Source organism: Clostridium sulfidigenes, assembly GCF_052067195.1.
GTDB lineage: Bacteria > Bacillota > Clostridia > Clostridiales > Clostridiaceae > Clostridium_J > Clostridium_J sulfidigenes.
Genome location: NZ_JBQHQR010000006.1, coordinates 136,538 through 158,127 on the forward strand (window position 1 = coordinate 136,538; position 21,590 = coordinate 158,127).

General features: G+C 30.6%; 21 protein-coding genes. 19 read left to right on the plus strand and 2 right to left on the minus strand.

Features of this window, described 5'->3' with window-relative positions; all coding sequences use genetic code 11:
- Positions 1 to 67 precede the first annotated feature (67 nt).
- Both ACTNBA_RS09040 and ACTNBA_RS09045 read left to right on the plus strand, forming a co-directional pair.
- The gene (locus tag ACTNBA_RS09040; RefSeq protein WP_441073525.1) at positions 68 to 985 is read left to right on the plus strand and encodes a phosphodiester glycosidase family protein; all 918 of its coding nucleotides are present in this window, start codon (positions 68 to 70) and stop codon (positions 983 to 985) included.
- Positions 986 to 1,149: 164 nt separating this feature from the next.
- Complete coding sequence (locus tag ACTNBA_RS09045; RefSeq protein ID WP_441073527.1) at positions 1,150 to 2,379, plus strand: nucleotidyltransferase domain-containing protein; 1,230 nt, start codon at positions 1,150 to 1,152, stop codon at positions 2,377 to 2,379.
- A gap of 93 nt (positions 2,380 to 2,472) precedes the next feature.
- On the opposite strand, the gene ACTNBA_RS09050 is transcribed toward ACTNBA_RS09045, so the two are convergent.
- Complete coding sequence (locus ACTNBA_RS09050; RefSeq protein ID WP_441073528.1) at positions 2,473 to 2,724, minus strand: hypothetical protein; 252 nt, start codon at positions 2,722 to 2,724, stop codon at positions 2,473 to 2,475.
- Positions 2,725 to 3,046: 322 nt separating this feature from the next.
- On the opposite strand from ACTNBA_RS09050, the gene ACTNBA_RS09055 reads away from it, so the two are divergent.
- The 4 genes from ACTNBA_RS09055 to ACTNBA_RS09070 all read left to right on the plus strand — a co-directional run bounded on the left by ACTNBA_RS09055 (position 3,047) and on the right by ACTNBA_RS09070 (position 5,200).
- Positions 3,047 to 3,277, plus strand: a complete 231-nt coding sequence (locus ACTNBA_RS09055; protein WP_441073529.1) for a hypothetical protein — start codon at positions 3,047 to 3,049, stop codon at positions 3,275 to 3,277.
- A gap of 101 nt (positions 3,278 to 3,378) precedes the next feature.
- Positions 3,379 to 4,320 carry an HPr kinase/phosphorylase gene (locus ACTNBA_RS09060; RefSeq protein WP_441073530.1) on the plus strand — a complete coding sequence of 314 codons (942 nt, stop codon included), beginning with the start codon at positions 3,379 to 3,381 and terminating at the stop codon, positions 4,318 to 4,320.
- A gap of 105 nt (positions 4,321 to 4,425) precedes the next feature.
- Complete coding sequence (locus ACTNBA_RS09065) at positions 4,426 to 4,752, plus strand: lasso peptide biosynthesis PqqD family chaperone (RefSeq protein WP_441073532.1); 327 nt, start codon at positions 4,426 to 4,428, stop codon at positions 4,750 to 4,752.
- Entirely contained in the window at positions 4,727 to 5,200 is a 474-nt protein-coding gene (locus ACTNBA_RS09070) for a lasso peptide biosynthesis B2 protein (protein WP_441073535.1), read from the plus strand. The genes ACTNBA_RS09065 and ACTNBA_RS09070 overlap by 26 nt, the downstream gene beginning before the upstream one ends.
- 64 nt (positions 5,201 to 5,264) lie before the next feature.
- On the opposite strand, the gene ACTNBA_RS09075 is transcribed toward ACTNBA_RS09070, so the two are convergent.
- On the minus strand, positions 5,265 to 7,058 hold the full coding sequence (locus ACTNBA_RS09075) for an ABC transporter ATP-binding protein (protein WP_441073537.1): 1,794 nt from the start codon (positions 7,056 to 7,058) through the stop codon (positions 5,265 to 5,267).
- 237 nt (positions 7,059 to 7,295) lie between these two features.
- On the opposite strand from ACTNBA_RS09075, the gene ACTNBA_RS09080 reads away from it, so the two are divergent.
- From ACTNBA_RS09080 to citS, 13 genes are all read left to right on the plus strand, one after another.
- Complete coding sequence (locus ACTNBA_RS09080) at positions 7,296 to 7,970, plus strand: hypothetical protein (RefSeq protein ID WP_441073539.1); 675 nt, start codon at positions 7,296 to 7,298, stop codon at positions 7,968 to 7,970.
- Positions 7,971 to 7,989: 19 nt separating this feature from the next.
- A complete protein-coding gene (locus tag ACTNBA_RS09085; protein WP_441073540.1) occupies positions 7,990 to 8,640 on the plus strand; it encodes a zinc dependent phospholipase C family protein in 651 nt (216 codons plus the stop codon).
- A gap of 239 nt (positions 8,641 to 8,879) precedes the next feature.
- Positions 8,880 to 9,947 carry an NAD(P)H-dependent flavin oxidoreductase gene (locus tag ACTNBA_RS09090; RefSeq protein WP_346876924.1) on the plus strand — a complete coding sequence of 356 codons (1,068 nt, stop codon included), beginning with the start codon at positions 8,880 to 8,882 and terminating at the stop codon, positions 9,945 to 9,947.
- A 132-nt stretch (positions 9,948 to 10,079) separates the two neighbouring features.
- Complete coding sequence (locus ACTNBA_RS09095; protein ID WP_150842459.1) at positions 10,080 to 11,588, plus strand: DUF1846 domain-containing protein; 1,509 nt, start codon at positions 10,080 to 10,082, stop codon at positions 11,586 to 11,588.
- 186 nt (positions 11,589 to 11,774) lie between these two features.
- Positions 11,775 to 13,163: an MATE family efflux transporter gene (locus ACTNBA_RS09100; RefSeq protein WP_441073543.1), complete on the plus strand. Its 1,389-nt coding sequence runs from the start codon at positions 11,775 to 11,777 to the stop codon at positions 13,161 to 13,163.
- 182 nt (positions 13,164 to 13,345) lie between these two features.
- On the plus strand, positions 13,346 to 14,341 hold the full coding sequence (locus ACTNBA_RS09105; protein ID WP_441073545.1) for an asparaginase: 996 nt from the start codon (positions 13,346 to 13,348) through the stop codon (positions 14,339 to 14,341).
- 111 nt (positions 14,342 to 14,452) lie between these two features.
- Positions 14,453 to 15,223, plus strand: a complete 771-nt coding sequence (locus ACTNBA_RS09110) for a copper homeostasis protein CutC (protein WP_441073547.1) — start codon at positions 14,453 to 14,455, stop codon at positions 15,221 to 15,223.
- A gap of 150 nt (positions 15,224 to 15,373) precedes the next feature.
- Entirely contained in the window at positions 15,374 to 16,177 is an 804-nt protein-coding gene (locus tag ACTNBA_RS09115; protein ID WP_441073548.1) for a polysaccharide deacetylase family protein, read from the plus strand.
- Positions 16,178 to 16,399: 222 nt separating this feature from the next.
- On the plus strand, positions 16,400 to 17,071 hold the full coding sequence (locus tag ACTNBA_RS09120; RefSeq protein ID WP_441073550.1) for a GntR family transcriptional regulator: 672 nt from the start codon (positions 16,400 to 16,402) through the stop codon (positions 17,069 to 17,071).
- Between the two features lie 241 nt (positions 17,072 to 17,312).
- Positions 17,313 to 17,597 (plus strand): citrate lyase acyl carrier protein, encoded by a 285-nt coding sequence (gene citD / locus ACTNBA_RS09125; RefSeq protein ID WP_035133566.1) that lies wholly within the window; start codon positions 17,313 to 17,315, stop codon positions 17,595 to 17,597.
- Between the two features lie 12 nt (positions 17,598 to 17,609).
- Positions 17,610 to 18,518, plus strand: coding sequence for an aldolase/citrate lyase family protein (locus ACTNBA_RS09130; protein ID WP_150842466.1), 909 nt, complete (start codon positions 17,610 to 17,612; stop codon positions 18,516 to 18,518).
- A complete protein-coding gene (citF, locus tag ACTNBA_RS09135) occupies positions 18,511 to 20,061 on the plus strand; it encodes a citrate lyase subunit alpha (RefSeq protein ID WP_441073553.1) in 1,551 nt (516 codons plus the stop codon). Before ACTNBA_RS09130 ends, citF begins: the two co-directional genes overlap by 8 nt.
- Positions 20,062 to 20,179: 118 nt before the next feature.
- Entirely contained in the window at positions 20,180 to 21,526 is a 1,347-nt protein-coding gene (gene citS / locus ACTNBA_RS09140; RefSeq protein WP_441073556.1) for a citrate/sodium symporter CitS, read from the plus strand.
- Positions 21,527 to 21,590 lie beyond the last annotated feature (64 nt).

The window sequence follows — 21,590 nt, forward strand, 5'->3', positions numbered from 1 at the left end:
CCTTTTGTTTATAATTAATAATAATTGCACATATTTATATTAGGTAAGTATTACAAGGGGAGATATTATGAATGAGAGGAACTCAAAATTATTAAGTAATCTAGATGTTGGAAAAATTATTATAATAATATTATCTGCTATTTTAATAGGTATATTACTATTTTTAGTTGCTAGTTTATATAATTATACTCCATTAAATAGTGAAGTTATTTCTCAGGTAGAGCTGGATGAATTTCCATCTGATACCTATGTTAAAATAGATAATGAAACAGGGATTAGAAAGTATGGGTCACCTACAATGATGGTCACAATTGAACCTATAGTAAAAGTTAATCCAAACCTTAGGTATTGGATTACAACAGTAAAAATAAAAAATCAAAGTCAGCTTAATTCTGCCTTTTCAGGAGACATTTTTTCCTTAAATATAAAAGAGAAAACATCTTCTATAGCCAACAGGCATAATGCTATTCTTGCTATTAATGGTGCAGCTTGTGGATTTAATACATCAGGATATGTAATTAGAGATGGAGTGGTATACAGAGGCACGGATTTAGATTGTGCGCCATTGGTTATAGATAAGGAAGGAAACTTTAAAATATATGAGTATGGAAAGAAGAATGCAGAAGAATTATTGAGTTTAGGTGCAAGGCATACCTATGACTTTGGTCCAGATCTAATTAAAGATGGTAACATTGTTGATTATGGAGATACATGGTATAAGGAAGATATGCAACCACGCACAGCTATTGGTCAAAAAGGATCATTAGAATATGTAATAATTGTAGTTGATGGAAGAAGCACTAAGTCACAAGGCATGAGTTGTTATGATTTAGCAATTGAATTTCAAAAGATAGGTTGTAACTTTGCGTATAACCTAGATGGCGGAGGCTCCTCTACTTTATATTTTAATGGTGAAGTTATAAATGAACCTTCAGATTTTAATGGAGAGAGAAATATTTCAGATATATTATATTTTATAAATTAAATTTAGAGTTATTCAACTAAGGTTGGGTAACTTTTTTTAGAGGGAAATATCTGACCATAAAGAATAAATGTGTTACAATTGTTATGTAATACATATATTAACATAAATTCAAGGTAGAGGTGAATTGTAAAGGTCGTAAATTTAATGTAGTTAGGAGTGTAGTTATGGACAATACACAGAGTCAATTCATAGAATTATTGTCTCATTCAATCAGGGGAAAAACAACATATAGATTATCTAATAACGTTAATTGGGATAAAATATTAACTATAGCCCAATTACATAAAGTGGAGGGAATAATTTATTCTTCTTTAAGTAAAAAAGATATGATTTCACAGCTAGATTGTGAAGTGCTAAAAAAGCTTCAGATATCAGTATTTCATACTGGAACAAAACAACTGAGAAATATATATAATTTAGCTAAAATATTTAGTAGGTTTGATGACGAAGAAATTCCTGTAATTGTATTAAAGGGACTAGTGGTAAGGAATTTTTATCCTCACCCAGAACAAAGGGATATGAATGATGCAGATATATTAGTTCATAAAGAAGATTTAGAAAAAGTTAAATGTATTTTATTGGAAATGGGCTATAGCCAATTAGAGGATCATGTAGCATCTCATCATATAGTATTTTATCATTATTCTTTTCCTATTATAGAAGTACACTGGCATATTGTTAAAAGAGATGGATTTAGTAGTGATATTAATAAATTTGAAGAAGACATATGGAATAATTCTATAAAAGTTAATGTAGGTGACTCAGAAGTAAGATCTCTTTGCTATGAAGATTTAGCTTTACACCTATGTATGCATATGGCATCTCATTTAGCTGCCAATGGATTTGGGTTGAGACAGCTTTGTGACTTAGTATTATTGGTAGAGAATAAAGGAAATGAAATTTCATGGATAAGCTTCCTAGATAAATCTAGGGAATATGGTTTTGACAAGTTTAACATTATTATTTTTTTATTATGTAATAGATTATTTCACATGAAAGTTCCTAATGAATTAATAAATATTAAATTAGATCAAGAAAAATATATTAATTTGCTCATAGATGAAATTTTAAAGGGTGGAGTTTATGGAAAAAAGGATGTGTTAAATTCCTTCAGTAATCAAATTGCTTTTAACTATGAATGTAAAGATAATAATGCCACTTTAGGAGCCATAAAGAGATACATACGTTTTATGTTCCCTAGGGTAGAATATATGTCAGATAAATATAACTATGCGAAGAGATATAGAATATTAATCCCTATAGCATTGGTTCACCATTTAATAGCAGGTTTGTTTAGAAAAGAATATTCCTTCATTGATAAGAGTAAGTTTATAATAAAGGGAGCGTCTATTTCTGTAAAGAAAAATAAATTACTGAAATGGATGGAATTATAGAGTTTGTTTGAATAACCGATATTTTGTAATTTATACCGAATAAAAAATATAGATAAGAAGGTATATACTTTCTTATCTATATTTATGTTTAACTTATGATGTTGGACTTGGAGGATCTGGAGGAGTCGGTTGAATTTTTTTTGTACATTTTCCATATCCAGTAGATAGATCTATGCTAAGTAGTTCATAATATCTACAACCTCTTTCCCAAGTTAATGGGCAATCGTTGCCTGCACCAGCAGGATTTTTACATGCACCTACAAAGGGGTTCCAATATGTGGGATTTATATCTTTAGTTTCAGCAAAACTTAAATTATTTAATTCTGGCTTATTCCAAGGTTTCATTTTTTCACCTCCTTACCATAATATATTATCATAAGAGGAAATATATGTAAATTATCTATCACAATTATTTACATATATAATTCTGATAGATATTAAACAATAATACTAGGTTATTTAATTTAAAAATAATAGTTTATTAATTACATTGTATAAATTAATAAAAAAAGCATGTAATTAATAATAGAAATCATATATAGATTTTTAACAAATTTAAACTTATATGATAAGTATTTATATTGAATCTAAAATAATCATATGGTAAAATAATACATATAAAACAACATATGTATTTGAGCGATGTATAAATAGAAGGAGGAAAGAAATGAAAAGAGAGTGGAAGAAACCAATATTATCACAATTAGCTGCTAATGATACAAATGAAACTGAATATATTGATTTTTGTAATTGGCAAGAACCAATGAGTATTAAATTTAATAATGAAGATTATACTAATCCTAACATTCAACCTGCTGACCATCCAGACTGGGTGTGGTGTTACAAGCACAATAGATGGCATCCTAAGAATCATGGAAGTGCACCAAAACAATCATAATTTTTGACCAAGATACCTATATCAAAATAAAGCTTGATATAGGTATCTTGATTTAAGGAAATATTAGAAACATTGAATGTCAGAAAGGAATCAATGAAATTATGTATATAGATAAAAAATATTTCTATAGAGTATATGGACTTAATATAGATTCTAATATAGAAATTCTGGAATTCCCTAAAAGAAATGAAGATTTTAAAGATAAAGACATTGTAACTATATTATATGGACAAACTCCCAATAACATTTTAGAAGAAATTAAAGAGGGAAAAAGTATTCATGTAACAAAGGATCATGTTTGGTTTCATATAGAACATGTGGCTACTTATTGTATTGAAAATGGAAATACTGTGATAGTAGATCCCTGTGAGGATTGTGACAAAAGCCTTATGAAAGTTTATATAATGGGAAGTGTCTTAGGTTTTCTCCTACTTCAAAGGGAGTCAACAGCTATCCATGGAGGCACCGTTGTAATAAATGGAAAGGCTATTATATTTACAGGAGAAAGGGGGGCTGGAAAGTCAACATTGACTACAGCCCTTGTAAAAAGAGGCTATAATTTTGTAGCAGATGATGTAGCTGCATTAAGTTTTGATAATAAAATAGTCATTGAACCAGGTTTTCCTTACCATAAACTATGTTTTGATGCTTTAGAGAACATGTATTATGTTAAAGAATCTTATTCTTGCTTTCATGCTGATGGAAAGATAAAGTATATAGTTCCAGATTTTCATGGGTTTTCTAAAGAAAAGTTTCCACTAACAGCAATTTGTGAGCTTGATATGGGTGAGGTTGATAATGTGAGAGTGGAAGAGATAAGGGGAGGAGAAAAGCTTAATAAGATTATTAAAAATATATATAGAACTGAATATATAGGATCTATGGGAGGTATGACTCCTAAGTATTTCAAAAATTGTATAGAAATCGCCAAAAAAGCTAAGTTTTATAGAATTACAAGGCCTAGGGATAAGTACACAGTGGATGATCAAATAGAAATTATTGAGAGTTTATTTAAAGAGAAAACAGTGTTTAAGGCTATGTAAATTTAAAAGTTTATTCATATTAATAATTGGAGTTATAGTTACATTTATATATATCATAATATTGTATGGGCTAAATTTATAATTATATTTGAGAGGATGAGAGATATGGAAATTAAAAAACTTAAAGTTAAATCTGCTGAAATCAATGGAAACTTGGAGATGACACTAAATTCTAAGATTACAAGAAATTCTGATATTGATGCTACAGATTTAGATGGTGAAGTGGTTATGATGAATTTAGAAAAAGGTCAATATTTTATGATGAATCAGGTTGGAAGTAGAATTTGGGAGATAATTAAAGAACCTTCTACTGTTAATAATATTATTAATACATTGCTTGGAGAGTTTCAGGTTGAAAAGAATCAGTGTAAAGAAAATGTAGTAGAATTTTTAGGAAAACTTAAAAATGCAGACCTTATCAGTATTAACTAGAAAGATTAGAACCTTTGCTACTTTAGATGGGAGTATTAAGTTAAGATTTCTAGAAGCTTATATATATACAGGAATATATAGGATTTTAATAATCTTTGTACCTTTTAATAAACTTAGGAAGAGAATGGGTAATGTAAAAGAAGAGTCGCCAGGTGAGGTAGATATAAATTCATATAGAATAGCGAGAGACATAAGGTGGGCAGTTATTAATTCTTCGCGATATACACCATGGGAAAGTAAGTGTCTTGTCAAAGCCCTTACTGCACAAAGAATGATGAGAGGAAAGGGAATACCAACTACGATGTATCTAGGGGTTAAAAAGAATGAAAAAAATGAGATGGTAGCACATGCATGGATACGATGTGGGTCTTACTTTATTACAGGTGGAGAAAACAGAAGTGGATATGCAGTGGTAGCTAAATTTTCAACTTTGGGATGTAAAAGATGAATTAGTGTAAAATATGAGTAAAGCCACCTATGAAATCCTAAAAAAGATCTCATAGGTGGCTTATTTATTGATTTACTGCAGTTTCTAGTATAACTTTATTCTCAATCTCTTTAAGAGTTCCTTTTTCGAGTTTTAATATTCTATCACAGATAGATAATGCAGAAGGTCTATGGGTTATTATAATACAGGTTGGTTTATGGTCTAGTTCTTTTATTGATTTAAGGACATTGAGTTCTGTATCAACATCTAAAGATGAAGTTACCTCATCTAGGATTAAAATTGGTCTTTTTCTTAGAAGAGCTCTTGCTATAGCTAGCCTTTGAGCTTGCCCTTCTGAAACTCCACTACCTTTTTCACCTATTAAGGTATGAAAGTTATCTTCTAATTTATTTATAAACTTCAAGGCACAAGCTGCTTTTGCGGCTTCTTCAATGTCATCTGTATTAGCATCATCTTTACCGTAGCGAAGATTATCCTCTATGGTTCCAGAAAAGAGAGTGTTTCCTTGAGGCACATAAGAAATAAGTTCCCTATGATTTCTATTTAAAACTATTTCATCATTGTTTCTTATGTTATAGCTTCCTAGGGTAATTTCTCCTTCATTACAATGAATAAGCGATAGTAAAAGTCTTATTAAGGTTGTTTTACCTTCTCCAGAGGGACCAATTAAGGCTATAATTTCTCCAGGAGCTATGTTAAAGGTTACATTATTTATTACAGGGTTTCCTTCCTTATAACTAAAGGATACATTTTTAAATTTAATATAGGGAGACTTAAATGATTCGGGAATGCTTGGGATATTGACATCTTCAAGAGTGATTTCTTCAATCTCCATAAGTCTTTCAGTAGCTGAGATACACCCTATAAGGGCTGGGAAAGTGTTAGCAAGTCCAGAAATAGGACCTTGAATATTACTGTAGAGTTGTATCATAGCGGTAAAAGTTCCATAGGTTCCTAATCCTTTTGAAATGTTTAAAGCACCCCAACAAAATATAGAGAAATAAGCAATGGTAGAACAAAATCCCATGGACATTCCTGAAAGAACACTAAGTTTAGTATTTTTCATAGCTAACTCATATTTGTTTTTTTGTATTAGATGAAGTTTATCTACATTAAGTTTCTCCATGCAAAAGGTTTTAACTATCATTAAGTTTTGAATGGATTCTTGAATGAAAGAGCGATATTTTATATCTTCTTCTTGTATTTCTTTATATAATTTTTTTAATTTTCTACCAAAGGATCGACTAATTAAAAGTAATATAGGACCTACTATTACTGCTACAATTGCTACGGATGGAGCAAAATAAATAAGAGTAGAAAAGGAAGCTATAAAGGTTACTAGTAAAGATATAATGCTAGGAATAGTACCTAATATTGTTGAAGATATTGTTCCTACATCCGATGTGATTCTAGTAAGCAAGCTAACACTGTGAAATTTTGATTGTTCAATCCATTCACTATAGATAAGATGTGTATAAAGTTTACTTTGCATACCTTGATTGAGTTTAGTAGATGCCCTAGTACTCATAAATGAGGTAATAGGAGATATGAGCATTCTTCCAAACATTATAGTGGCCATTACAACGAGCCATTGAATAACCGTTGAAGTTTTACCACTAATAGCAGCATCTATAAGAGATTTTGATATTATAGCATTATAAACTCCAATTAAAGATAAAGCAGAATTGATTATTATTGTAGAAATAAAAAAAGGAACAATAGGTTTACATTGAGAACTAATCCATTTCATTTTTACCCAGAGATTTCTAAAATCTTCTTTTGACTCCAATTTTATATATTTATTTAATTTACTTATTCTAATGTATTTAAGATATATATCCTTTATTGAATTATTCATATAGTCCTCCTATAGATTTTATTTTTATATTAAAGAATTAAATATACTTCAATGGAACAACATATAAAATATGGATATAAATGTAATAATATGGTAACACAACTAAGCTAGATTTTCAACTTATAAAAAGTTTCTGAAAAATGAAAATTTATTGTAGATAAATGGAATTGAAAACGTTATAATATTTATTAAATAACAAATTTTAAAAGATACAGTAGAAAAGGGGAGAATAATCAAATGAAATTAGGGGATTACTTATGGGGAGGTTTATTACTTTTATGGGCTGCAGTTTTAGTAGTTCCAACAACTAGAGAAGTATTTATGGCTATGACACAAGCATATCCATATATAAGTGGCTTTTTTAAATTCTTTGTTTTAGCTACCATGGGAGACATGTTGGGAGCTAGAATTTTATATGGACAGTGGCAAAAGACTAAAGGATTAATTTTTAAAGCAATTATATGGGGAATAATTGGAATGATGATAACTTTAGCCTTTACACTATATTCAGAAGGAGTGTTAGCTGCACAAGATATAGGCAGATTACCTTTCCATGGCTCAAAGTTTGGACATGCATTTTTAACAAGTGCTATGATGAATATTACTTTTGCACCCTTTATGTTTTTATTTCATAAGTTTTGTGATTTATATATTGATGTTAAATATAGAGGGATGAAAAAGGTAACTATAAATGATTTGGTTAAAGAAATTGATTTTAATATGCTCATAGGGTTTAGTATGTTAAAAACAATTCCATTTTTCTGGATTCCATGTCATACCCTTGTATTTTTAATGCCACCACAGTATAGAGTAGTTGCTTCGGCTTTCTTATCAATAGCTTTAGGTCTTATGATGGCTATAGCCAAAAAGTCTAAAAAAACTATAGTTAATGAACAAGAGGTCATAGGATAGTACAAGAAGGAGGGGTTTAATGGCAACTTGGATAGCTCATCTTAGAATTGCAGAAAATATATTGAAGAATATGGATGATTTAGATTCTATAGCATTTATACTTGGAAATGTTGGTCCAGATTCTGGAGTTCCGAATGAAGATTGGAGTAGCTTCAATCCACCAAAAAAAATTACTCATTGGATTAATGAAGAAAATAATATAGATGCAGAGAGGTTTTTTGATAAGTATATAAAAAATAATTTCATGGAATACTCAAAATATTCTTATGTCCTTGGATATTATATACACTTGCTTACAGATATTGAATGGTCTAAGTTTTTCAATGAAAAAAAGAAAAATGCTTTATATAATAAGAAATTAAAAGAGGATGCAAGTTTTATTTGGACCATAAAAAAGGATTGGTATGGATTAGATTTTTTATACTTAGAAAAAAATCCTAATTTTATTTTTCATACTATATTCAAAAATATAGACCAGGTACCGGATTATATAGATTATTTTCCTAAAGGGGCTTTAATGAAGCAAGTTAAGTATATAACAGAATATTATTTAGGAGATAATGAAGAAACTAAGGAGAATTTTATATATCTTAATGAAAAGGAAATGGATAAGTTTATAGATGAGACTTCTAAAAAGATAATTAGTATTTTAAAAGGTAAAATTCAATAAATAAAGAATAATATTAGGAATAAGAACTATACATATGATTTCATGTTATAGTTCTTTTATTTTTGTATTCCTTTATAAATATAAGAGTAGATTTTTTATGAAGAATGAGTTAATTATATATATTCCACTAGGATACTTATTGCATCAATTATTAAAATGGCTTATAATAAAATAAACTTTGATTATCAAAGTATTTGAAATTCAAAGTAAAATATCTTAATTTGAAAGGTAGTGTTTTTATGAATATAAAAGGTCTTAAGATAGGAAATATATTTGTACCTATGCCTATAATTCAAGGTGGAATGGGGATAGGAGTTTCTAGATCAAAACTTGCATCAGCAGTGACTAATGAAGGAGGAATCGGAGTTATATCTGCAGCACAAGTAGGATATGATGAAGAGGACTTTGAAAGTAATAATTTAGCTGCTAACATTAGAGCTTTAAAAAAACAAATTTTATTAGCAAAAAAAGCTACTGATGGAGGAGTTATTGGAGTTAATATAATGGTTGCTATGAATAATTATAAAGAGCATGTTAAGGCAGCCATAGAAGGTGGTGCGGATATTATAATTTCAGGAGCTGGAATACCAATGGAATTACCAAAACTAATCAAAGGTTTTTCAGTAAAAATTGCACCTATAGTATCTTCTTTAAAGTCAGCCAAAGTTATTTTGAAGCTTTGGGATAGACATGATAAAGTAGCCCCAGACATGGTTATAGTTGAAGGACCAAGAGCAGGAGGACATTTAGGATTTAAAAAAGAAAATATAAATATGACTGAAGAAGCTTTTGATAAAGAAGTGGTAGATATAATTAATGAAACTAAAATTTATGGAGAAAAGTATAATAAGGAAATCCCAGTAGTAGTGGCTGGAGGTATATACGATGGAAAAGATATAGCTAAATACCTAAAACTAGGTGCAGATGGAGTTCAAATGGCAACTAGATTTGTAGCAACAGTAGAATGTGATGCATCAGAAAATTTTAAGAAGGCTTATGTTGATTCAAAAGAAGATGATATAGTTATAGTAGATAGTCCTGTGGGGTTACCAGGAAGAGCTATATGTAATCCATTTGTAGAGAATACTTTTAAAGGGAAATTGAAGGTGGAAAAATGCTATAGATGTATATCTCACTGTAATCCAAAAGAAACTCCTTATTGCATTAGTGAAGCACTAATAAATGGTGTTAAGGGAAATATGGATGAAGCTTTAGTATTTTGTGGAGACAATGCTCATAGGATAAAAAGTATAGTTACAGTAAAGGAATTAATGGAGGAGTTAAAAGCAGAAATTTTAAAAGCATAAAATCCAGAAATAAATCATAAACATCAAATTTAGAATTAACAAAAAAATTAAAAATTTTTAATTTAGGTTTTACTAATGATGAAAATATGTAATAATAATATGTATGTTTTATTATTAGGATGAGGTGTAAAGATGAAAATTGGATTTGATCACGAAAAATATCTGGAAGAACAATCAAAATATATTTTAGAGAGAGTTAATAATTATGATAAACTTTATCTAGAGTTTGGAGGAAAACTATTATTTGATATGCATGCTAAAAGAGTTTTGCCAGGCTTTGATGAAAATGCAAAAATAAAGTTACTTCATAAGCTTAGAGAAAAGGCAGAAATAATTATCTGTGTATATGCTGGTGATATTGAAAGAAATAAGATAAGAGGCGATTTTGGAATTACATATGACATGGATGTACTAAGATTAATTGATGATCTTAGAGGATATGATTTACAGGTAAATAGTGTGGTTATAACTCGATATAGTGGTCAACCAGCTACTAATATTTTTATAAATAAATTAGAACGTAGAGGTATTAAAGTTTATAAGCATGAAGCTATTAAAGGTTATCCTACTGAGGTTGATACTATCGTAAGTGATGAGGGCTATGGAAGGAATCCATATATAGAAACTACTAAGCCTATAGTAGTAGTAACAGCACCGGGACCAGGAAGTGGAAAATTAGCTACTTGTTTAAATCAATTATACCATGAGAATAAAAGAGGAAATGCTGTTGGATATTCTAAATTCGAAACTTTCCCTGTATGGAATGTGCCTTTGAAACATCCTTTAAATATTGCCTATGAAGCAGCTACTGTTGATCTTAAAGATGTAAATATGATAGACTCTTTTCACTTTGATGCATACAATGAGGTTGCAGTAAACTATAATAGAGACATTGAGATGTTCCCAGTTATAAAGAGGATTATTGAGAAGATAACTGGAAAAGAATCTATATATAAATCACCAACAGATATGGGAGTTAATAGAGTAGGATTTGGAATTACTGATGATGAAGTTGTTAAGGAAGCTTCTATACAGGAGATAATTAGAAGATACTTTAAAACTAGTGTTGAATATAAAAAAGGATATGTAGATGCAGAGGTTTTTCAAAGAATTAAAATAATTATGGAAAGTTTAAATCTTAAACCAGAGGATAGAAAAGTAGTCATTCCTGCTAGAGAATATTCTAGTAAGCTTAAATTAGAAGCAAACAAAAATGATGCCTGCCCTGTAGTAGCCCTAGAACTTGAAGATGGTACTGTTTTAACAGGTAGAAGTTCAGAGCTAATGGATGCATCTTCAGCAGCTATTTTAAATGCAGTAAAGTACCTAGCTAACATATCTGATGAGATTCATTTAATTTCACCAGTGGTATTAGAACCTATAAAAAGTTTGAAAACCAATGCTTTAGGAAGTAATAATACATCTTTAAATTCAGAAGAAATACTGATTGCCCTTAGCATTTGTGCTGCTACTAATCCTATGGCTCAAGTTGCTTTAGAAAAACTTATAAAGCTTAAAGGGTGTCAAGCTCACTCTACTACTATTCTAAGTACTGGTGACGAGCAAATATTTAGAAAACTGGGAATAGATGTTACTTGTGATGCTGAGTATCCTTCACAAAATTTATTTTATAATATGTAAAATAGTATAAATAAAAATAAATGAACAGTGTATATGATGATGAATTTAAAATCATGAAATATACACTGTTTTATTTAGAAAAAAATATATTTCGACATCCTAAATTTTTTATAGAAATTTATAGTATCTATGGTATATAATATATATAGTAGTAATAAGAAATTTAAATGTGATTTAGGAGGGAACATGGTTAAGAATAAAAGAAATTTTATTTTGAATGATAACTTATACAAAGTAATAGGTGTCTTAGCAATTCCTATTATGATAAATAATTTAATACAAACACTATATAATTTAGTTGATGGATTATGGGTAAGTAAAATTGGATCAGTAGAATTTGCAGCTACAGGGTTTGTTTGGCCAGTTAATTTTTTATTTATATCTATCGGAATGGGCTTATCTATAGCAGGTACATCTATCATTTCTCAGTTTATAGGAGCTGATAAATATGAAGAGGCTAATAAGTATGCAAGTCAGCTTTTGGTAGTATCTTTTTTATCTTCAATACTATTTGCTATAGTAGGATATATAATATCTCCCTTTGTTGTAAGAGTAATGGGGGGTACAGGGGAACTCGCAAGAAATAGTATAATATATCTAAGAATTACCTTCTTAGATATGCCTTTTATGTTTTTATTTTTTAACTTTAACTCGATAATGAATGCAGAGGGAAATACAGTATTTCCAACTGTCCTTAGTGCAATTAGTGCAGTTCTTAATATGATTTTAGATCCAATATTTATTTTTACATTTAATATGGGAATCGCAGGAGCAGCTATAGCAACTCTATTGTCAAAGGCTGTTTTAGCAATAGCTGGAATTTATGTATTGATGAGAAGATCATCTAAGGTAAGACCTTCTTTTAAGAACTTTAGATTTGATAGAGAAATAATTAAGAAAATCATATCAGTTGCCCTTCCATCTTCTATTGGACAATCTGGTTCAGCCTTAGGATTTATGGCTTTAAATGGTTTTATAGTATCCTATGGCACAGCTACACTAGCAGCTTTTGCTATGGTAAATAGAATTACATCTCTTGTAATTCAACCAGCCATGGGAATCGGAGCAGCCCTTACGTCTATTATAGGTCAAAATCTAGGGTGTAACCAACTAAAAAGAGCCAAGGAAGCCTTTGTAAAAGCCATAAAGCTTACTATCAGTTTTTCTGTCTTAGGATTAATTGTCTTATTAGCTTTTGACAAACAAATTATAGGTTTCTTTATGCAGTCTAAGGACGACATGATGGTAATTTCAGAGGGGATAACATATTTGCAATATATAGCATGGTCTATGCCACTTATGGGTATATTCAGTGTATTGCAAGGGGTATTTCAGGGATCAGGTCATACTAAATATTCTATGGAGATGGAAGTGGGAAGACTTTGGTTTGTGAGACTTCCTATGATATTACTATTCAAGAATTTTACAAATATAGGTTCTGTAGGCATATGGTTTTCTATGAGTTTTAGCAATCTTATAATATGTATTTTTGGGTATATAATGTATCGAAAAGGAGCCTGGGAGAAAAATATAATTCATCATAAGGATTGTAGAGAATTGAAAGAGGCAAAATAAAGGAATCTATGGGATGAAATCAGAATTAATGTTAAAATATACACATGGGATAAATAATATCCTATGTGTATTTAATATATAGTATTGTTTTATACTTGTCTATATTATTGATAGTGTTTTAGAAGTTAGTCACTTTCATAAAATTTTGTGCATTGAGCACAGCGAAAGGAATGAATGTTATTATGGATGAGATTTTAATTGAAGAATATAGAGGAGAACTTTTAGAATGTGTACATAGAGGATATATATGTTGTGTAAATGAAGATGGACAGGTTGTTTACTCTATAGGTGATCCTGGATTTGTAACTTTTATGAGATCATCAGCAAAACCAATACAAGCTATTCCATTAATAAAGAGAGGCATTGATACAAAGTATAATCTTAGTGATAAAGAAATTACAGTTATGACAGGCTCTCATAGGGCAGAACCATTTCATGTTACGGCATTAGAATCTATAATGGATAAAGTCAAGATAGATGAAGATGAACTTATATGTTTACCTACATATCCATTATCAATGAATGCTAAAGAAGAAATACTAAGAAGTGGTGGAGAAAAGAGACGAATTTATCATAACTGTTCAGGAAAACATATGGGAATTTTGACTTTATGTACTGATATGAACTGTGATAAAAGGGAATATTGGAACATTAATAGTCCAGCTCAGCAGGAAATTCTTTCCCACATTTCAATGATATCTGGATATCCAAGAGAACAGATAAAAATTGGTACAGATGGATGTGGAGTTCCTGTATTTGCAATGCCTATGAAAAATTTAGCTATGGCTTATATGAAGATGGCATGTCCTGACACTATTGGAGATGAGTTAACACGAGATGCTGTAATAAAGCTTACTAAACTAATGAATGAAAATTATGAGATGGTTTCCGGTACTGATTTAATATGTTCATTACTTTTAATGGATGATAATATAGTTGCAAAGGGTGGAGCAAAAGGAGTATATTGTTTTGGACTTAGAGATGAAAGACTTGGATTTTCAATTAAGATAATAGACGGATCAGAGGAAGAATGGCCGCTAATTGTAGCGTCTATATTAGAGCAGATTAATTATAAAAATAAAGATACTATAGATAGACTAAAAAGGGTATTTCCAAGGGTTATTGTTAATGATAATAATAAAGAAGTAGGAGAAAGTATTGTAAGATTTAAGCTATAGCAGATCAACCTATTTTTAATATTAAGTTTACTTAGATAGTTATATATTAATATGCAATTATTTGCAGGAAGTAGATTACATATTAAAAGGTTAGTATGGGGGTAATTGATAATGAAAGAAAAGGTTTTAGTTGAGATATGTTGTGGTTCACTAGAAGATGTTATAATAGCTAAAAAAGCTGGAGCTCATAGGGTAGAGTTAAATTCAAATATGTTTTTGGGGGGGATAACACCATCAATAGGTACTATTGAAGAAGCTAAAAAATCAGTAGATATTCCTATTATGGTAATGATAAGACCGAGAGGAGCTGGATTTTGTTATTCTGAATATGAAATTAAAACCATGGAACGAGATATGAAAGCAGCAATTAAAGCTGGTGCTGATGGTATAGTATTTGGAGCATTGAGGGAAGATGGTACTCTTGATGTAGAATTATGCAAAAGATTTATGGATATTATAGGAGATAGGGAAGCTGTATTCCATCGTGCCTTTGATGTAGTGAAAGACCCCTTTAAAGTATTGGATACCTTAGTTGATTTAGGTGTAAAAAGAATTCTTACTAAGGGACAAAAAAACACAGTGGAAGATGGAGCAGAACTTTTAAAAGAGTTGATAAAGTATAGTAAGGGAAAAATTGAAATACTTCCAGGGGGGGTAAGACCTCATAATGTAAAATGGATGATCGAAACTTTGAAGTTTAATCAGCTTCATGTAGCTTCTTTTACTAGAAGAAAAGATCATTCAACCCAATGCAATCCAGAAGTTTACTTTGGAAGTCCTCTAAATCCAAAAGAGATTGACTTTGATATAGCTAACTACGAATATTTAAAAGAAATGTGTGAGAATATAAAAACTATTACTAAAGCTAATTATATAAAATAGATAAAAATTATTTTTAACAAAGGTTGTTTCATAATAAATTTGAGACAACCTCTTTTTGTTAATTTAACCTTTAAAATAATAGTATACCTATATAAATAAGAGCACAATATATATTAAGATAATTAACTATTTATATAAGGAGGATTAGTAATGAAAAAATTAAAATATTCTTCTGTGGTTGTACTTATACTTATATGTATATTTTGTACTTTCAATTTAGCTTTAGCTGAAGACAATAGGAAATGTACTGACAAGGAATACTTAAAAAAAATAGTATATCTAACTTTTGATGATGGACCTACCAATAATACTTTAAAGATACTGAAGATTTTAGAAGAAGAAAATGTTAAAGCTACGTTTTTTGTTATAGGAGAACTAGCTAAAGAAAATTCTGATATATTAAAGCAAGTTGAAGGACAAGGACATGAAATATGTATACATACTTATAATCATAAGAACTGCATCTATTCAAGTAAGGAAGAATATTGGGAAGATTATAATAAAGCTAATAAAGCTATCACAGATGTCCTTGGTCATGAACCTTCAAAATTCATGAGAATGCCTGGAGGGTCTAGCACTACCATTGGAGATAAGGGAACTGTTAGAGCTATTAGAAATGAATTATGTGATGAGGGATTGTACTATGTGGATTGGAATATATCTATTGAGGATGCTCTTTCTACAAATGTACCTGTAGAAAAACTTTTATCTACCTTTAAAAAGGAGCTTAAAAAAACTTTTATAGATCCCAATACTGCTATAGTACTCATGCATGATGGTGCCTCAAATTCTACTACACCTAAGGCGCTTCCTTCTATAATAAAATATTTTAAGGATAATGACTACGAATTTAAAAATTTTGGAGATATATCTGAGGAAGAATTATCTCACCTTTTGAATCAAAGACAGATTAATAAATATAATCAACCAAAGCAAACGGATGCTTCAAATTAAGAATCTAATCCTTTAAAAATAATAATTACTTTATATGCTTAAGTATTACACTTGATTTAATTTGACAAAGGGTTAAAGGTATGTAATATTTATGTATATAATTAATATTTTTGTATAGTTAAAATATTAATTGGAATGATTTTATTTGTAATGAAAATTTATAATTAAAATAAAGTATGTGTAGTATAGTCACAAATTATTTTATTAAGGATGTAGATATTTATGAGTAGTATTTTAAAGAATTTAGATGATGGAAAAGAAAAATCTATAAGAGAAATAGTTCTTAAAGAGCTTCGAACAGCTATATTTACAGGAGATATAAACCCGGGAGATAGATTAATAGAAAATAATATTGCTACAGCTATGGGTGTCAGTAGAACCCCAGTTAGAGAGGCACTAAGACAGTTAGAAAGTGAAGGCTTGGCTGTGAATATCCCTAGAAAAGGCACTATAGTCAAGGGGATTTGTATTGAGGATGCTATAGAGATATATGATATTCGGGAAGTTTTAGAGGGCCTTGCAGTAAGGGGAGCATGTATGCATATTTCTCGAATTGAAATAAGAGAATTGAGAGAAATCATAGAAAATATGAAAAAACTTATTGATACTAATGAAGAAAAGGAATATGTAGAAGTTCACAATAGATTTAATAAAATAATTTTAGATGCTTGTCATAATAAAAGGCTGATATCACAAATGGAATATATATATGAATACTTACAGAGCCTAAGAAAGATTAGTTTAATGACAAAAGAAAGGAAATTAGATGCACTTAAAGAGCATATAGAAATTGTAGATGCTATAGAAGTTGGAGATGAGCAACTTGCTGAAGAAAGAGCAAGAGCTCATGTTACACGTGCTAAAAAATCTTTTCAAAATGCAGTGGTTAAATAGTAGTTTATAAACGATTAACTATAAAACATAAAGAATTGTTAATACTAAAATTGTATTAACAATTCTTTTTTTATGCTTTATAGCAAGTTTAAAATTACGAAAATTTTTTAAAAAATATTCAATTTTCTATTGATTTTTACAAATGAATTGTATACACTATAAACAAGATGTATACAAAAAGTATTTAAAGTATGAAAAGGGATACAAAACTATTGAATATTTTTAATCAGGAGGCGTAAATATGGAACTTAAAACAGTAGCTAGTGCTGGCACATTGGAATCCAGTGATATTCAAATTATAATTGAACCCTCAACTGCTGGAATAGAAATTACTCTAGAAAGTACTGTTAAAGCACAATTTGGAGAAGAAATAGAAGCAGTTATCAAAGAAACTCTTAAATCCTTGGGGGTAGAAAGTGCAAAGGTGTTTGCTAATGATAAAGGTGCAATCAACCCTGTAATAAAAAGTAGAGTTCAGACTGCAGTTCATAGATCAGCTGAAAACAAGGAATATAAATGGATGTAAGGGGAGATTAAGATGAAACTAAGACGTTCGATGCTATTTGTTCCTGGAAATAATCCAGGAATCATAAGAGATGTACACATATACAAACCTGATTCAGTAATGTTTGACTTAGAAGATGCAATTGCTATATCAGAAAAGGATTCTGCAAGATTTTTAGTTCACAATATGTTAAAAAATCTAGGAGATTACTATAAAGAACTAGGTATAGAAACGGTGGTTCGTATCAATGGTTTAGATACAGAATTTTGGCAAGAAGATTTAGCAGCAATAGTTACAGGTGGAGTTGAAGTTGTAAGAATTCCTAAAACTGAAACTGTAGAAGATGTTATGACTGTAGATAGAGAAATAGAAAAAATAGAGAAGGCTTGTGGAAGAGAAATTGGTTCAACAAAGATAATGGTAGCCATTGAATCGGCTTTAGGAGTTATGCATGCCTTTGAAATAGCAAAATCTCCAACTAAAAGGTTAATAGGTATGGCTTTAAGTGGTGAGGATTTTGTAACTAGTATGAAGACAACAAGAACTCCAGAGGGAGATGAGCTTTATGTGGCAAGAGGAATGATTGCTATGGCAGGAAGAGCTTGTGGACTTGAAGTGTTAGATACCGTTTATTCAGATGTAAATAACGATGAAGGATTCCTAAAAGAAGCTAATCTTATTAAGAGAATGGGATTTGGCGGTAAGTCATTAATTCACCCAAGACAAGTGGAGCTTATACACAGTGTATATACTCCTAGTGAAAAAGAAATAGTTAAAGCTAAAAAGATAGTCGATGCTACAGCAGAAGCTTTACGTGAAAATAAGGGAGTATTTACTGTAGACGGTAAAATGGTAGATAAACCAATTATAGAGAGAGCTCAAAGAGTTTTAGAACTTGCTAAAGCAGCGGGGGTTTTAGTTGGAGGTGAAGATAATGAATAATAGAGTAAGCAAAGAATTATTAAATAGCATACCGGGATATGAGAATAGAAAGGTTTATGAAACTCCCTTTATTAATCAACCAAAGGGAACTATGGTTGAAAGTGATAGTGAAAATTTAAAAGAGCAAGTAAAGAGAACTAAAGTAGTAGAATCTATAAGAGTTGCTATAGAAAAATGTGAAATTAAAGATGGGATGACTATTTCTTTCCATCATCACTTTAGAGCTGGAGATAAGCTTTTAATGATGGTAGTAGATACATTGGCAGAAATGGGTATTAAAAATTTAAGAGTAGCATCAAGTTCTTTAACAAGTGCTCATGATGGACTTGTAGCACATATAGAAAATGGTGTTGTAAATAGAATTGAAAGCAGTGGTCTTAGAGGAAAACTTGCAGCTGCAATATCTGAAGGAATTTTAGGTAAGCATCCAGCAGTTATTCGTTCTCATGGTGGAAGAGCTAGGGCTATTGTAGAAGGAGATTTGAAAATAGATGTATCATTTATAGCAGCTCCATCTGCTGACTGCATGGGAAATGCCAACGGCGTAAAAGGAAAATCCATATGTGGATCTTTGGGTTATGCAAAGGTAGATGCAGAGTATGCTAATAAGGTAGTTGTAGTAACAGATACTTTAGTTGATTATCCCAACTTCCCACAGAGCATTCCACAAACTAAAGTTGACTATGTAGTTGTAGTTGATGAAATTGGTGATTCAAAGGGGATAATGTCTGGAGCAACTAGATTTACATCAAATCCTAAAGAGCTTTTAATGGCAAAAAGAGTACTTGATGTAATGCTTGCATCTGGAAGATTTGTAGATGGATTTTCTATGCAAACAGGTAGTGGTGGAGCATCTCTAGCAGTTACTCGTTTTGTTAAAGAAGAATTAAAGAAAAGAGATATTAAATTAAGTTATGCCCTAGGTGGAATTACAGGACCTATGGTAGATCTTTTAGAAGAGGGACTTTGTGATACACTATTTGATGTCCAATGCTTTGATTTAAAGGCTGCGGAGTCCATTGGAAAAAATGAAAAACATATAGAAGTTAGTGCAGATTTTTATGCTAATCCATTTAATAAATCAGCTGCAGTTAACAAATTAGATTTTGTTGTCCTAAGTGCATTAGAAATAGATACTGATTTTAATGTTAATGTTATTTCTGGCTCTGATGGAGTTATTAGAGCAGCATCAGGTGGACATAGTGACACAGCAGCTAATGCTGAAATATCAATTTTAGTAGCACCTCTTACAAGAGGAAGAATTGCAACTATAATTGAAAAAGTAACTACTATTGTTACTCCAGGTAGTACAGTAGATGTAGTTGTTACAGATTATGGTGTAACTGTAAATCCAAGAAGACAAGATTTAATCAACAAGTTTAAGAAGGCAGGCCTTCCATTAATAACTATGGAAGAATTAAGAAAAATTGCTGTTAAGCTAATAGGAGTTCCTAAGGAATTAGAGTTCTCTGATGAAGTAGTAGCAGTAATTGAATACAGAGATGGAAGTATTATAGACGTAGTTAAAAAGCTTAAAAAGTAAGCTAGATATTATCTTTGATTTGAAAGGTTTAAACAAATAACTTGTTAACCCTATTAGGACTTACTAAAAGTAAGGCCTAGTAATGAAATTATACAATTTAATTTTAGGAGGATTAATTATGCCAGAAAATCTTATTGAAGAAAAAAAAGGTCCCTTTAAAGTATACGGCATGCCGTGGTACATTTTTGCAGGAGTTGCAGTAGTAGTTTTCTTTGCAGCAATCAAAGGGTTTTTACCTAAAAACTCTGTAGGTGCCTTTGCACTATTATACTCAGTAGGTATCCTATTTGCTATGATTGGAGATAGGATTCCAATATGGAAAGAGTATGTTGGAGGAGGTCCAATTCTTGCTTTCCTAGGATCTGCAGCGTTAGTTTACTATGGGATAATACCAGAAGCAAGTGTTGAAGCTGTAAAAATATTCATGGATACCGCAGATTTCTTAGACTTATTTATAGCAGTACTTATAACAGGATCAATATTATCAGTTAATAGGAAATTACTTATGAAAGCTTTCCTTGGATATATTCCAGCAATATTGGGTGGAGTAATTGCAGCATTTGTATTAGGAGCTTTAGGTGGAGCTATATTTGGTATTCCTATGTCAGAAATAGCTACTAAGTATGTACTTCCAATAATGGGTGGTGGTACTGGAGCAGGAGCAATTCCAATGAGTGAAATTTACTCAAGTGTTACTGGTGGGGATCCAGCAGCATGGTTATCCTTTGCTCTATCAATTCTTACAATAGCTAATATTATAGCTATAATAGCAGCGTCAGTATTAAATAAATTGGGTGAAACTAAAGCTGGAGCTAAATTTAATGGACATGGTGAATTAATAAGAAATGCAGAAGATATATCTAAATTAGAAGAAACTAGAGTAGTTAAAGTTACAGCTAGAGAAGTTGCAGCAGGACTAATTCTTGCGTGTGCATTTTATGTACTTGGAAATATTTTATCAAAAACTGTAATTATACCGGAATTTACGTTAATGGGAATCAATGTTAAAATTGATATTCATAGATTTGCGTGGATGGTTATTTTAGTAGCTATAGCTAATGTAGCTAATATAATTCCATTAGAATTAAAAGAAGGAGCTAAAAAGCTTCAAGGATTTTTCTCTAAACAATTCTTACTAGTAGTAATGGTTGGAGTTGGTATAGCTATGACAAATCTGGGAGAACTTATAGCAGCATTTAGTATAGCTAACGTTGTTATAGCAGGACTAATAGTTTTAGGAGCAATTCTTGGATCAGGAATTGTAGGGTGGTTAGTAGGATTCTACCCAATAGAGACAGCAATTTCAGCTGGATTATGTATGGCAAACCGTGGAGGTTCAGGAGACGTTGCGGTTCTTACAGCAGCAAAACGTATGGATTTAATGTCCTTTGCACAAATTTCTTCTCGTCTTGGTGGAGGAATAATGCTGATATTAGCAAGTATAGCCTTTGGTATGTTCTTCTAAAATCAGATTTTGAAAATAAATATAAAAAGAGTGTTGCTGTCAACACTCTTTTTATATTATGATA